A 14,166-nucleotide genomic window follows, 5' to 3' on the forward strand; every position below is an offset into this window, starting at 1 on the left:
TATGGCTTGTAATAAAGATCATTCGGATTCGGATTTGATAGTTAAAGACTTACCAATAAGTCAAGGTAGTTTTGAGCGTCATAAATGTGCTTCTTGTGCTTATGAGAAAGGATTAGAAAACGGAAAGAACAAATTATTGAATTTTGATTTGGAAAATTTTATTTCAAATTTAGAAGAAAGTCAACAAGGTTTCCGAAGACATAGAAGCGCAATTGAAGCATACACGTTGGGTTTTTTTCACGGCTTAAACGGGAAAAATAATCATTTAGCAATTAAGGATAAATTTAAAATGGCTTCTCAAATGAGAGATTTTGGTTTAGCTATGGTTGCAAAAGGAGTTGTAAATGCAACTTTTTCTGAACATGGTGTTCCTTATTCTCATGCTATGGGGCTTGTTCATGTTGCTAATGGATTTGAAATTTTAATTAAATCAAAAATTGTAGAAGAACACCCCTTATTAGTTTTTACTAAAATTCCTAAAGAGGCGAATCTTGCCGACGGTAATATTAAAATTGAAGATTTAATTGAGCACGGTCAAACGATTATGTATTCAGAGTTGCCAGACCGACTTTGGGCTGCAACTGGATATAAGATTGAACCAATTGATTTATATAATAAATTTGGGCGTGTTAGAAATCAAATTATTCATTTCGCTGTTCCGGCAGATACTTCCTTATCCGACTTAACTCTTGAGTTTACTTTTAAAATAATTGAAAAAGCTATTAATAATTGGTGGGACACAACAATTCTCGACTATGCTCAAGAGTATGATGATGCAATTTTAGAGTATATTTTTGAGCGCTTAGATGGTCTAAAACTTAAAACTAATTATACTGTTGACGATAATTATAATTTGAAGAAGAAATAAACATTTGCCTGACTACCCTCTATAAAGTTATGAGTAGATTAAAAATCAAATAATTCTTTTATTTCAACACCCAGTGCTTTCGATATTAATTTTAGATTTGATAGGGAAGTATTTACAACACCACGTTCAATTCTACTAATAACCGATACATCAAAGTCACAGTCTATTGCAAGTTGAGCTTGGGTAATATTTTTTCGTTCCCTAATATTTTTGAGATTTTCGCCAAAGGCAATTAAGAATATTTTATCTACTTTTTTTCGCACACACAAAATTGAGTGCATTTGAAAAATTAAACATAGGAGTTATACTCCTATATGTTAAAATATATATATTTGCAAGCATTACATTTTTAGTACGAAAATTTTAACAATAATTGCGGAAAAACCGTAATATTAATACATTAGAAACAGTACATTCGCGCACGATTTGACAGTTCATATTAAAAGTATAATTTGCGCCTTTATAACTAATTTTAAATGACAATAAGAAATAATATACTGATTTTCATATTTATACTCTCAAATGCAGTATCTGGACAGGTAAACTTACCGATAGTTCCACAAGCTCCGCAAATCCCGAACTATTCTAACCAAAATTATACTAATCCTAACAACAGAAATGTAACACCAAACCCAACAAACCAATTTATTGATGTTAGACAAACTCAACAACATCAATTAATAATGCGTGAGGTTGAACAAAATGAAAAGCAAAGGATTGAAACACTAAACCAAGTTAAAAATGACATTAACGAGGTTACCAGTTCATCAAGTTATAATTTACCCTCCCATTCAAATGAGAAAGGAGCAGAATTTTACAGAGAAGTTTACGATAAAATGCTCTTACTAAACATTGAGAACTACTCTGTAAAAGATGTGAATTTCGATATTGAAAACGCTTATTTTGAAAATAAACTTAGTAAAGATGAATTCGACAGAACGATTAAAGAAACTGCTGAGTTTATTATGGCTAAAATGAATGAAAAGAACTTTGACATAAATAGTAACACTGCTAAGAATTTTGTACTATTTGAGTTCTTTTCAAAACCTATGGAAGTGAAAGGGTTTAAACAAAAACATTTTCCAATTAAATACGATTTTGAGGATTACTGGGGTAGGGAAAATTGGTCAAAAATGTTTGTTACTAAACTCCTTAAAACTAATAGTGGACAATGCCACTCGATGCCATTACTTTACTTAACACTTGCAGAAGCAATTGGTGCAGAAGCATATTTATCACTTTCTCCAAATCATTCGTATATCAAATTCCAAGATGAAAAAGGAAAATGGTATAATCTTGAACTCACAAATGCAATGCTTACAGTTCCGTCTTTTATTTTAGATTCAGGTTATATAAGAGCGGAAGCAATTCAGAATAAAATTTATATGCAGAATTTATCCAAACAGCAAATGCTTTCACAATTCTATACAGATTTAGCAAGTGGATATTTGCATAAATTCGGTTATGATGAATTTGTGGAGAAAGTGATTAATAAAGCACTTGAATTATATCCAACCAGCATAAATGCTAATATGGTTAAGGCAAACTATAATACTGAACATTTAAAATATGTTGTCGAAGTGTTGAGAATTGATACAAAAACACAAGAAGGTAGAGAGAAAATTCTAAACTATCCAAAAGCAGTAGATATATTAGAGCAAATGCAAAAGCAATATAAAGTTATTGATGAATTAGGCTATCAACAAATGCCGGCAGAAGCTTATGAAAAATGGTTGGGTTCTCTTAAAAATGAAAAACATAAACAAGATAATGAAAAGGAAAAGGAGCAATTAAAACGTTTGACAAAAGCCCTAAATGATGCTAAAAATAAAATGGATAAACAAAATAAATCATAATGAGAAGAAGCAATTTACTAATTCTTTTACTGCTGTTTTCAAAGTTTTGTGTCATTGCTCAAAATAAAGAAAAACTATTTGAAGAAAGTTATACTTTGTTAAATAGCATGATTAATAACGAAAGTAATTATAGTTTCAAAAAAGCTGTTTTTTCTGTTGAGAACGCTTATTTAGAGGGTAAATTAGACACAATTTATATAAATAGCAGATTGTCGTACTTACACTCATTAAGTACCGCTATTACAAATAATAAAAAACTTGAATACGAAGAAAGTGATAAAGAGGTTGTAAATAAAAGAGCTTCAATATTTTCAATTTTATGTGATACTATTCCAATTGATATACAAGGTAAGATTTACAAGTATGAACCATTTGGGTATGACTTTAATGATGTTTTTGGACATACCACCCCAGAGAATCTTTTTGTTTCAAAATTAATAAGAACACACAAGGGGAATTGTCATTCAATGCCATATTTATATAAAATCTTATGTGAAGAAATTGGAATTGATGCCAATTTATCATTAGCACCTAATCACGTTTATATAAAACATAGAAGTAAAAAAGACGGGTGGTATAATACAGAGCTTACAAGTGGTATTTTTCCAAATGATGCTTGGATAATGGCGTCAGGATTTGTTCATATAGACGCAATTACAAACGGTGTTTATATGAAAGCTCTGAATAATAAAGAAAGCATTGCACTTGTTCTTGTAGATTTAGCAAATAATTACAATGTAAAGTTTCCTGATAACGATGGAACTTTTATTTTGAAGTGTTGCGAAGATGCCATAAAACTATATCCAAACTTTGCGACTGCATTAATTTTAAGGGCAGAAACACATTTTAAGCAAATCGAAAAGATTGAAGATAAAACCAAGCACGATTTACTATTTAAAGATTTACAGAAAGAGTATGCACATATTCACGAAATCGGTTATAGAAATATGCCCGAAGATATGTACCTGAATTGGTTGGTATCTTTAAAAGAAGAACGTAGTAAATACGAAAACAAAAAATTGAATACCTTTAACAAAAACTAATTCTTATGAAGAAGTACTATTTTTTAATTTTTCTTTTGTTCACAATCGGAACAGTTTCTGCACAGGAAAAAGAAAAACTTTCTAAAGAAGAGAAAGCAAGAAGAGAAAAAAATATTCAAGCAGGAAATCCGTTTGCAAAATACGGTAGCAAAGCCCCTGTTGCCACTTTGAGTAAAGGAAAATATTTAGAGGTTCATGACCTCGATAGTATTGTTACAATCGGTACAATGCGTTGGCACGTTGACAAAAAAGAAATTGTTGGCAGAATTATTACTGATTCACTTGATGTTGATGCCCAACCAACTGGTGATACTGCTGGACGTTGGATACGGTATGACCCTTTAAGTGAAGAGTTTCCCGGATGGTCACCATATAACTTTTGTTCAAATAACCCCATAAGATTTAATGACCCTACTGGAAAAGCCCCAGAAGTTGCAGATTTTGAACCAGATAAAAATGGAAATCTACACGTTGAAAAAGGGGATACTCCCGAAAAGCTGAAACAACAATATGGTGTTGTAGTTACTGATAAAAATTTTGAATTTAAGGAGGGTAATGTTATTCTTTTAGATAATAATATGACCAGGTCAATTGAAAAATCAAGTACGACTGAAGGCTTTGACCCTAAAACAGATGCTTACAACTGTCATGGCGCAGCTATTGCAACTGTTCAAGGTCAAGAAATAAATTCTGAAACAGCAGGATTTAAAGGAAGTCTTTTTGATCCTATGACAAAATCAGATGATAAATTTGAGAGTAGTTTTAAAGAAATAAAATCTACGAAGGACGCCGTTTTTGGAAAAACTGTCTTGTCTTTTGGCGACCATTCCGCAGTATTTTATGGTACAGATAATAAAGGGACTGATTATTTTTATTCAAAAAATGGAACTAACAAGCCGAGTATTTTTACAACAGCAGAATTAAAAGGTTATTATCCTGATAACAAAACACCTAAACTCTTAAACTATGAACCAAAAAAGAATCCATAACAAAATAACCTTTCAATTTTTATTCATTTTGTTTATCGCATTAAATTTTATTTCGTGTGATAGTAATAATAATCATTCGATAGAAATTTATCTATTAAAAGAAAGAGTAAATAGTAACCAAGGTATAGCAATTTCGGATATTAAAGATTTCAAAAACTTAGATACTTTGAGTTTAAAGAGCATTTCCGAAATAGCTCGATATGATACTATTAATAAAGAATTTATATATGCAGGAAAATTCGATGTAAATGAGAATCAAATAAATTCTAATCCACTGATAAAAGATTCAGAGATTATAAGTTTAAATCTGAAAGATAATAAGATTGAATTATCTGCATCAGGTACAAATAAAATATTAAGCTTAAAACCATCAATGAAAAGTGGTATTCAGTTTGTTATCTGTGATAATAAAAAACCTTTGTTTACAGGTTATTTTTGGAGTACATACTCATCTTATGGAAGTCATTGGAATTGTATTGAGTATAACCATACTCAAGAAAAAGTCTCAAAAAATACTCTTTTTAGTTTATATAAAGGAAATGGTATTAATGCAACTAAAAGAGTTAATATCAACTTCAATGAAGAAAAGGAACTGATTAATGTATTTAAGGAAACAAACAGATTAACTGAATAATTAAGAAAGAGAGTTCAGTAATTATAAAATCACGACAATGAGAAATACCGTTTATTACATTAAACCAACAAATAATAATTTTCCAGAAGCAATAAAGAACGGTTTATTAAAAGCTCTCTCTATTATTACAGAAAAGGGATATTCAAATATAAAATTTGTCGTAACAGGTATTTCAATTCTTGATAATCCACCAAACTATATTAGTCAAGCTTTAGACATAATTTCTAATGGACAGGGTGTAGATTTAAACAATCAATTAAAAAAAAACAGAGGTTTTTCTATTCCTAATTTTCCCACAGCTGGACAAACAACGGGTATTAATTTAGTCTTATCAAATAGTAACCCATCTTTTACAGACGAAAATACAGTTGTTGTGTTACTTTGGGCTAACGAAGACAGTTTAAAAAAAATTCAATCATCACTCTCTTTCACAGAAATTGATTTAGTGGCAGTTGTTTGGAATGAAACACCAATATTAAACGAATTATTATCAGCATCAAAAGGGACAAGATTTCCAAACGGTGTACCCGACCCAAATGTTAATCCCTACATAAACACATTTACACAACCTATAAATGATATTTTAAGAAGACTTAAAGGCATTAATATTACTGACCCTGCTTCACATACACCAACAAGAGAAACAATGAAAAGTGTAATAGATGAACTAACAAAAAAACGCTTGGTGGTATCTTATGTTGATTTTCTCGGATTTCTTGTTAATGAAGTAAATTTTCCCTTGAAAGAAAGTGTTGAACTGCTTAATTGGAAACGAAAATATTTTGAAAGGTAGGAAATCATTGATTTGTTGTACCTATGTTGTACCAAATGAATTTTATTTTAAAAAATATCAATAAAATAAAGGCTTTACGGGTTTTATTAACCTAAACCGCTGTTATTTGACGTTTTTTATGATTTTTTTATCTATTGCTTCTTTAATATTTTGACTAGACTGATTATTCTTTTTTAGAATGGTAATAACTAATTTTTTATATTCTTCTTTATCTTTAATGCCTATCAATTCACATAATTTTGAATTTGGGATTAAAGCTTTTTTAAAATTAAATAATCTTATTACAGAATCATAATCGTTATTTTCAATAACTTTTTCAAATTCTTCTTTTACATTGTCAAACAAAGTTTGTTTATCTACATTTTGATAAATATTATCAATTTCAGATATGACTTCAGAAATGTTCTTTTCTTCAAAGTTTGTTAAACTTAAAAGTTTTCTTCTTAAAAGTTCTTTAAAATGTAATAGAATTTGAGAGTTTAATTGTGATTTAAAATAAGAAATTAAGTTTTCTTTTGTTTTAGCAAGAACTTCTTCTTCTTTTTTACCCATATGTATAGCAACTTCTTTAATTATGACATCAATTAAAAGTAAGTTTTCAGCTTCTGCGACATCTAAAACCCAAATATTATTCAAATTTAATTTCGCTAAATCTGAATCTTGACGCCTATCTCTATCAATGATACCAAAAGAATTGATGTGATGAAATGAATTTTGTTCGTTGAATGATTTTACTGATTGGATAACTTTTTCACAACTACCTAATGGTTTTAAAGTATAATCCGAATATACTTGTTCATATATTTCATAATCAATGCTACTATTATCTCCTTCAATAAATATGACAGGTTTTCTGCTACCCAAGATTTCTAGATAAAGTTGTTCTGGGATAGGCATTTCGTCGTTTAAAAACTCATAATCCCATATGTTATCTTCATAAGATTTCGACCATATTTTAACTGCATTTTGTCTTGTAAATGCAAAATCAATGTCGTGAGTTAAATATACAAATACACAATCGGTTCTTTCATTTTCTATTGAGTCAAATAAACTTTTTACTAAAGATTTGTGAATATGCATTTCTGGTTCATCAATAATTATTATTGAATTTTTAGGTGCACAAACAACTTCACCGACTAAATAAAAAATCACTCTTTCACCATCACTCATTTGAGACGCATTATAAGTATTCATTTCTTTACTTGTTGGAAAAGTCTCAATTACCCCAGCTTTCTTGCTTAATTTTCTATGTGGCAAAACCGATTCCCAAATCTTTTGAATTCTATCTAATTTTGTATTTGGTTTTTGACCACCATTTTCTTTATAGTCTAATGATTGTTCATATTCCTCAGTGTGTAATAAAACCATGAGTTTTTCAAAGTCATTAAGTAAAAAAGTATTAATATTATTGCCCCAACGTCCTTGTAGCCAGCCATGTTTCTTATACCAATCAGCATCTGCGGAACTTGCACCCCAACCACCATAAAGAAATTCTCCTTCTGCTACTTCTTTTGATTTAGTACTTACAAAATCAGGCATTGTTAGAGATTTTTGAGCAGATATCCTATGTGTGATTTCATTATAACTTTGTTCGATGTTTGAACCAAATCTTGTTTTACCAGAACCATTTGCACCAATTACAACAAGTTGTTTAAAGTCAATTTCAGGATTAGAATTAGGACTTCCTTTTTTGGTAGGTAATTTTATAATCATTTTTTTTGATTTTTTTTAAAATGTCACATAACGTTTCGCGGCTTCAATAAGTGGCAATGAACCAAGACCAAGCCTTTACAAATATAATTAAAACTTTAAATTAAAAACCTTTCCAATTTCTGATAAATCCCAAGCCACGCCATTTCTTGAAACGGCTGTTATAGCCAGTTTTTTTAATAGAGATTTTTGATTTTGTCTATCCAGTCAGGAACTGAATATTTATCTGTTAAGCTGGAAACATATCGATTTGCAAAATCAAATTTGTTGTTGTCAGAATTAAAAAAGTCTTCTAAAATTTTTTGCTTACTCGGAGATAAGTCTAATGAGAAATAAGTTGATTCTTCTGAAGGGTTTTGAATGTCTTTTAATATATTTTCTAACTCTGGATATAGCTCTTCAAATGTTTGTAGCGTTTCAAAAAATAATTTTCCATTTAGTGCGTCCTCGATTTCCGTTTTTGGAGAAACTGGATTTGAATCAATCTTGACTAAATTTGTTTTTCTTTCTTTTTCAACATTTACTATACGGTAGCACATTAGGTTTTTTAATTCATCCCTCGTCGGATATTGAACGAGCTCTGAATCAGTATCAGAAATTAAAATTACTTTTCCTTGTATTTCCTTTTTAAAATCTTCGTATGCAACTTGCAAATTGTTATATATACGTTTTATTTCTGTTGCACCACCAACAGGAATAATTCTGAGTTTCTTTTCCTGTTTAATCTCAGAAAGATATTTTTCAAAATATATTTTTTCAGAAGATCCTTCACAAATTAACCAATTAAATGGTTCATTGGAAAGAATACTTGTTACAACTGATTGAGTAAAGTCATTAATACTTTTTAATCTGACATCATACGGTAATTTACCTTTAGAAGTTCGGATTGTTTGTTTGACAGTTTCTCTATAAGAACTTACGCTTACTAAATCAAAAACATGGCTTCCATCATTTTTTGATATAACACTCACACAACCGTCTTCTACAGTTGGTATAAATCCATACCAATGCGTAGTAAATAAGAGTTGTTTACATAAAGAGCTTACTTCATAAAGTTTATTGAATTGGTCATAACAGGCTGACATATGTAATGACGATTCAGGCTCATCAATGGCTAATACAATTTTTTTTGTTTCTGATCGATAAGATTTTAAAAAGTGATATGCTAACTCGATAATTGCTTTTTGCTTTTCGCCAGAGCTCAAAACTGACATTTCGAGCCAATGTGTTCCTTCTTTTTTGTGCAATTTTCTAATCTTAAAATATGCTTCAACAATCAATTTATAAACGTCGTGTTTTCTTAAATTAACTTGTCTTTCTCCACCAGTTCTAAATGAATAATCTTGTAGAACTGTTGCAAGTGAATCGACGAATTGATTTAAATTAGTATTTATTTCTTGAATTTTATTTTGAGGAACGCATTTTTCAACAATTTCTGTTAATGTTTCGCCCATGAGAGATTGGATTTCTTTAGTTTCCAATTGAGTAAAGTTTTCAGGATCAATATCTTTAGGGATATATATAAACTCAAAAAGATTTTTAAGTTCTAAAATTAATGGTTCGAATATTTTTAAGTCTTCGTCCGAAACAAGTTGGAATGTTTTATCAAAGTCTTGTACAAACAATTCACCGAGTTTTTTTGTGTTGAAAATGCTTAAGTTCGGAATGTTATCATAAGAATAGCCTAACGGTAGAATTAGTGTATTGTCTTTAGTGTGCTCTCTTTTAATAATCAATAATTGTTCAGCAAAGGTTTTAAATTGTTCTCTGTTTTGAGATAGAATGTCAGTTTCTTCCAATTCCCAAACATAGTCACTCAACTTTTTTGCAATTTCAAAATTAACTAAAACGTCGGGTACTATGTTTATCATAAAAACAGGCACTATGTGAGGTCTAGTTGTTGTAAAACCACTTTTCTTAGTTACCACGTTATAATTCCATGTACGACCGTTAAAAAAACTGTCAAGAGCCTCTAAAACGGAGCTTTTTCCAATTCCATTGTTTCCAACAATTCCACAAAAATTTTGACCATATGTTATTGGTATATAATTTATTCCGACATAAGTTTTTAAATTTCTAACTAAAGTTCCTATAATCATAATTGTCGTTTTACAGATGATACGTTTTGAAAAATTGGCTATAACAAGTAAATATATACAATTTTATACAACTTTTTCGATTATGCAAAGTAACCTTAAATTTTTTAAAAATATTTTAGTCAGTTTGACTAAATATTGTGTAATTAAAATAAGCTATTGTTTGTCCTGCAATTTTTAGTTTGTAAAATAGACAAGTCTATTTGTTTCCAAGTCGTAATATGGTTTTGCGCCATCAAATCTGATAGGCATATTAAGAATTGGATAGTATCTTTGTTTTAATGAATTAAGAAGATTTTTCAAATCTTTTTTTGTAGCAGGTTTGTTTTCTTCTCTTGTAAATAAACTTTTTGCTAAATCTACAGCTACAACCCCTGCAACTGTATTTCCCACTCCTGCAAAACTCATTTGTTCAATTTTGTTAGGTGCTTTTTTTGAGGGTAACCTACTGCTGTTTGCTTTTCGTATATTAAAGGCTCTTACTCGGCAACTATCGCTACAGTATTTTTGTTTTTGTCTCTTATTGGGTTTGTACTCCTTGTTACAATATCCACATGTATACAAATAATTTTCCATTTCACTTTTTTCAATTTATCGTTAATCATACGTAACATTAACGCTAAAAGCCCATTTTTTTCTTGAATTTGTGCTTTATCAATGTCAATCAATCATATAATTGCAATAAAAATTGCAATAAAAATGAATGTCTACCACATAGTTGTTTGCGATTTGAGTTTACAATCTGAACAGATTGTTCTACTTCGCAAAATGATTCCTAAATAATATGCTAGTAAATGATTGTAATGGTTGTCCAATTTCATTGCAATGATTTTTTTGAAGTTATCAGAGGAATATTTAGAAATATGCTACGGGTTCAAATGTTTAACCGCTTGCAACACTTCACTTTTCTTGTAATACACTCTATTGCCTAATCCTAAACTTTTAAGTTTACCCGATTTGGTATGTTTCCAAAGTGTGGTTTTGTTAATCGATAGTAGTTTGCAAACTTCCGAACGAGTTAAAAGTTCGCTTTGTGGCTCATTGTTAGATTGATTTGTTGTTTTTTGAAGTTGCAATAACGGTACTAATGCTTGTGCAAGTTCCTCAACTGTAATTCCGTTTAATAAAATTGGTGCATTCATTGTACTAATATTTAAGATTTATTAGTACAAAGGTGTATCTGTATGAATGCCCATTTAGGGCTTGTTTTTTCCCATTATGGAAAAATAAACCCCAATGAATCGTTATAAAATACTTTCAAAGACAATATTGAAGTTATTTTCTCTATGCGTACTGTAGCTTTTTGTTAATGATTTTAATTTTCCAACAACACAATAGTCATTATATTTTTTCTCAGAAATTAACTTTAAATCTGAAAAAATAAATTTCATAAAATCATTGTCTGTATGATAATGGATAAGTTTTTCTTTTTCCAATCTTTTTTTAAGATAAGAATAATCAGTGTAAAAATGATCAATATAATTTTTTTGATATTTTACAAAGCAATTGTAAATCTCTATACTTTTAAACAATGATAAAATAAACTCTTCGTTGTTTGGTTCAATAAAAATGCCTAATCCTTTATTCTCTATATAAAAATCAGGATATGCTTTTCGGTGCAATTTTTTAAATATAGGTGTATGGTCTAAAAGTAAACCTCTGTGGTATCGTATTTCAAAATCATCAAAATCATTTAATTGATACATCATCTCTATCAATCGAGAGTTATTAGATAATAATCTTGCAATCTCATTTACTACTTCAATTATTGCAATACTTTTTATGAGTTTAATGTAATTGTAGTCTTTAGGAATTTTTGAACCATCAACTTTCTCGAAAGCATCTTTCAATTCATTTCTAAAAATCTCTTGTTCAGCATCGGTTTCATAAAAATTATAACGCTTGTTAAAAAGCAAATATAATTCTGCCAATAATTCGTTGTTTTCAAGACCATATCTACTTTTAAAATCATCACTTATATACAACCGAATTGAGTTATATGTATCTCCAAAGGTTCTTTTTTGTTTTTTGCGTTTGATAAAAAAATGTTTTATCAAAAGTTCTGCTTTGTTATAGTACTTTGTATAAAAATCGGTGTATATTTTTTCGTAGTTCATTTTTTACTTCAAAATTTTACTATTTTTTAACTAACATTGCTTTTAACAACCTCCATCACGGGCTTTTTTTCTTTAGGGGTTAACTTGCTAAAATATTCCAACATTTGATAAGCATTATCATAAGTTGTTTTTCCAATATAACTTAGAAACATTTTTTCTGTTCCATGTGCTGTAATATTCATTAGTATTGGTGTTGGAATTCGTCCATAGAAATTAGTTGCAAAAGAACGTCTACAAATGTGAGAGGTAACTAATTCATATTTTTTATATTCCCCAACAACATTCAATTTTATTTTTTCATCAATTAATTTGCCAGTTCTTTGAGAGATTACTTTTTTTCCTGTTTTTTTTGTTACTGATTTACTTCCTTTAATAGTTTGAGTTAGCCCTGCTATCAAGCAAACATCTTTTATGTATTCATTAAAACGTGCTATTGATATTTTATAAGGTAAACCGCTTTCAATTAGTTCCACAGCATTGGGTAGTAGCGGTATTGCAACGAGTTTTCCTGTTTTTTGTTGTTTGAGTTCAATTATTTTCATTCCACCCAAATCTTTGATGTTTTTCTCGGTTATATTCAGTAAGTCACCACCTCTTTGCCCTATTAAACAGCCCAATAAAAGCCATTTTCTAGCGTTAATCAGTGCTTCTCTTATTAATGGAGTGTTTTTGATAGTCTCTTGTTCTTCTTCACTTAAAATTATAATTTGTTCGGGAGGTTTGTTTTCCGAAATACTTTTTATGTTTTTTAATTGAGGTGAGGTTTCAATATCATTTTTATAAGCATCATTACAAATAGTTTTTATGTTGTCAATATTCTTACCTACGTAATTAACAGAATATTTTTGGTTAAATAACCACACTTTGTACTTTTCAATAAATTGTAAATTGATGTCTTTGATTAAAATGTTTTTATTGTTCAAAGCTTCCTTTTGATAGCGGATAATTGTGTTTTTAAATAACTTTAAATTTCTAATACGTCCATCACTAAGTCCTGCTTCTTTTTTTTGATTTATTTTGTAGGGTGCTTCGCTTATAAATTTGTCAATATAATTGGTTAGAACATCAAGTTCAACAATTTCTACTTTATTGTTAAAAAGATTAATTTGAAGTTGAAGCCAGTCACCATCAAATTCTATTCCTTTATTTATTCCTTCGTTGTAAGCATCATTTATATATATTGCTAATTTATCAAGTTTTGATTTAAGTATTTTTAAATCTTCTTTGCTTGCTTTTGGAAACCCTTTGTCGGAATTCCATTCTTTAGCATCAATTATGAAACCTGTTTTGCGTTTTAATGCAGTAGTTTTGTTAATGGAATAACGCACATAAATATTTGATGTTTCGCTTTTGCTTTGAAGTAAAAATTTTATCGTAGCCATTTGTTTTTTCTTTATCAAAAACAAATATAAAGTATTTAGTCAGTATTTAGTCAGCCAAATGAAGATTTATTTCAATTTGAACAAATATAAAACAAACTGAATTATATTAATTTCAATAAATTCAATGGTTTAAGATATATTGGGATTTATATAAGTATAGGGGTTCTGTTCCCTTCGCGGTCACGAATAAATAAAAGTCTCAAAAGAAATTAAAATTTATTTTCAAATTTCTTTTGAGACTTTTATTTTCAAAGCGGAGCTTTAGGGATCAATGAAATTGAATCCATTTTTTGCATTTAAACATTATCAAAAGCATCATAATGATACTTGCAATTGATGAAGTTAAAGTAGAATTCTTCGGTATTTTCGGCTTTCATTAAGGCCACAAATTCATCTAATGGAACATCAAAATACTGATGAACTACATTGAGTTTGAATTCTATTTCAAGTATTTGATCTACTTCGTCATAACCGATATACATAATATTTGGCGATTGTATGAGATATGTGTTCATGGCGTTGATTTTTTTTATAACGTCTTAAATCAGAATAAAGTATAAAAGTAAAAGTTTTCTTTGTACTGTTTATGCGTAGTTTTACGTGTTTTTTATTTTATAAAATAATAATGCGATAAATGTGAAAAGCAATAAATAGCTAATGGTGAAAAGCATTTTTTTT

The 14,166-nt window shown here is 29.3% G+C and carries 14 protein-coding genes; 6 read left to right on the plus strand and 8 right to left on the minus strand.

Annotated elements, in window-relative coordinates:
- The first annotated feature begins 1 nt into the window (after position 1).
- A complete protein-coding gene (locus tag ACODSI_RS08625) occupies positions 2–868 on the plus strand; it encodes a hypothetical protein (RefSeq protein WP_488916440.1) in 867 nt (288 codons plus the stop codon).
- A gap of 38 nt (positions 869–906) precedes the next feature.
- Here ACODSI_RS08625 and ACODSI_RS08630 read toward each other — a convergent pair whose 3' ends face one another.
- Positions 907–1,131 (minus strand): helix-turn-helix domain-containing protein, encoded by a 225-nt coding sequence (locus ACODSI_RS08630; RefSeq protein WP_488916441.1) that lies wholly within the window; start codon positions 1,129–1,131, stop codon positions 907–909.
- A 213-nt stretch (positions 1,132–1,344) separates the two neighbouring features.
- On the opposite strand from ACODSI_RS08630, the gene ACODSI_RS08635 reads away from it, so the two are divergent.
- From ACODSI_RS08635 to ACODSI_RS08655, 5 genes are read left to right on the plus strand one after another with little or no spacing between them, the layout of a single operon-like run.
- Positions 1,345–2,724 carry a hypothetical protein gene (locus tag ACODSI_RS08635; RefSeq protein ID WP_488916442.1) on the plus strand — a complete coding sequence of 460 codons (1,380 nt, stop codon included), beginning with the start codon at positions 1,345–1,347 and terminating at the stop codon, positions 2,722–2,724.
- A complete protein-coding gene (locus ACODSI_RS08640) occupies positions 2,724–3,767 on the plus strand; it encodes a hypothetical protein (RefSeq protein WP_488916443.1) in 1,044 nt (347 codons plus the stop codon). The genes ACODSI_RS08635 and ACODSI_RS08640 overlap by 1 nt, the downstream gene beginning before the upstream one ends.
- 5 nt (positions 3,768–3,772) lie before the next feature.
- Positions 3,773–4,756, plus strand: a complete 984-nt coding sequence (locus ACODSI_RS08645) for an RHS repeat-associated core domain-containing protein (RefSeq protein ID WP_488916444.1) — start codon at positions 3,773–3,775, stop codon at positions 4,754–4,756.
- Positions 4,734–5,390 carry a hypothetical protein gene (locus tag ACODSI_RS08650; RefSeq protein ID WP_488916445.1) on the plus strand — a complete coding sequence of 219 codons (657 nt, stop codon included), beginning with the start codon at positions 4,734–4,736 and terminating at the stop codon, positions 5,388–5,390. Before ACODSI_RS08645 ends, ACODSI_RS08650 begins: the two co-directional genes overlap by 23 nt.
- 37 nt (positions 5,391–5,427) lie before the next feature.
- On the plus strand, positions 5,428–6,183 hold the full coding sequence (locus ACODSI_RS08655) for a hypothetical protein (protein WP_488916446.1): 756 nt from the start codon (positions 5,428–5,430) through the stop codon (positions 6,181–6,183).
- Between the two features lie 102 nt (positions 6,184–6,285).
- On the opposite strand, the gene ACODSI_RS08660 is transcribed toward ACODSI_RS08655, so the two are convergent.
- The 7 genes from ACODSI_RS08660 to ACODSI_RS08690 all read right to left on the minus strand — a co-directional run bounded on the left by ACODSI_RS08660 (position 6,286) and on the right by ACODSI_RS08690 (position 14,003).
- Positions 6,286–7,896, minus strand: a complete 1,611-nt coding sequence (locus ACODSI_RS08660) for a DUF4435 domain-containing protein (protein ID WP_488916447.1) — start codon at positions 7,894–7,896, stop codon at positions 6,286–6,288.
- Positions 7,897–8,069: 173 nt separating this feature from the next.
- Positions 8,070–9,992, minus strand: a complete 1,923-nt coding sequence (locus tag ACODSI_RS08665; RefSeq protein WP_488916448.1) for an AAA family ATPase — start codon at positions 9,990–9,992, stop codon at positions 8,070–8,072.
- Between the two features lie 174 nt (positions 9,993–10,166).
- Positions 10,167–10,565 carry a hypothetical protein gene (locus ACODSI_RS08670; RefSeq protein WP_488916449.1) on the minus strand — a complete coding sequence of 133 codons (399 nt, stop codon included), beginning with the start codon at positions 10,563–10,565 and terminating at the stop codon, positions 10,167–10,169.
- Positions 10,566–10,855: 290 nt separating this feature from the next.
- Positions 10,856–11,131: a helix-turn-helix domain-containing protein gene (locus tag ACODSI_RS08675; protein WP_488916450.1), complete on the minus strand. Its 276-nt coding sequence runs from the start codon at positions 11,129–11,131 to the stop codon at positions 10,856–10,858.
- Between the two features lie 102 nt (positions 11,132–11,233).
- On the minus strand, positions 11,234–12,106 hold the full coding sequence (locus tag ACODSI_RS08680; protein ID WP_488916451.1) for a hypothetical protein: 873 nt from the start codon (positions 12,104–12,106) through the stop codon (positions 11,234–11,236).
- A 26-nt stretch (positions 12,107–12,132) separates the two neighbouring features.
- Positions 12,133–13,506 carry a site-specific integrase gene (locus ACODSI_RS08685; protein WP_488916452.1) on the minus strand — a complete coding sequence of 458 codons (1,374 nt, stop codon included), beginning with the start codon at positions 13,504–13,506 and terminating at the stop codon, positions 12,133–12,135.
- A gap of 278 nt (positions 13,507–13,784) precedes the next feature.
- Positions 13,785–14,003, minus strand: a complete 219-nt coding sequence (locus tag ACODSI_RS08690; protein ID WP_488916453.1) for a KTSC domain-containing protein — start codon at positions 14,001–14,003, stop codon at positions 13,785–13,787.
- Positions 14,004–14,166 lie beyond the last annotated feature (163 nt).

Source organism: Flavobacterium sp. FG139, assembly GCF_057809695.1.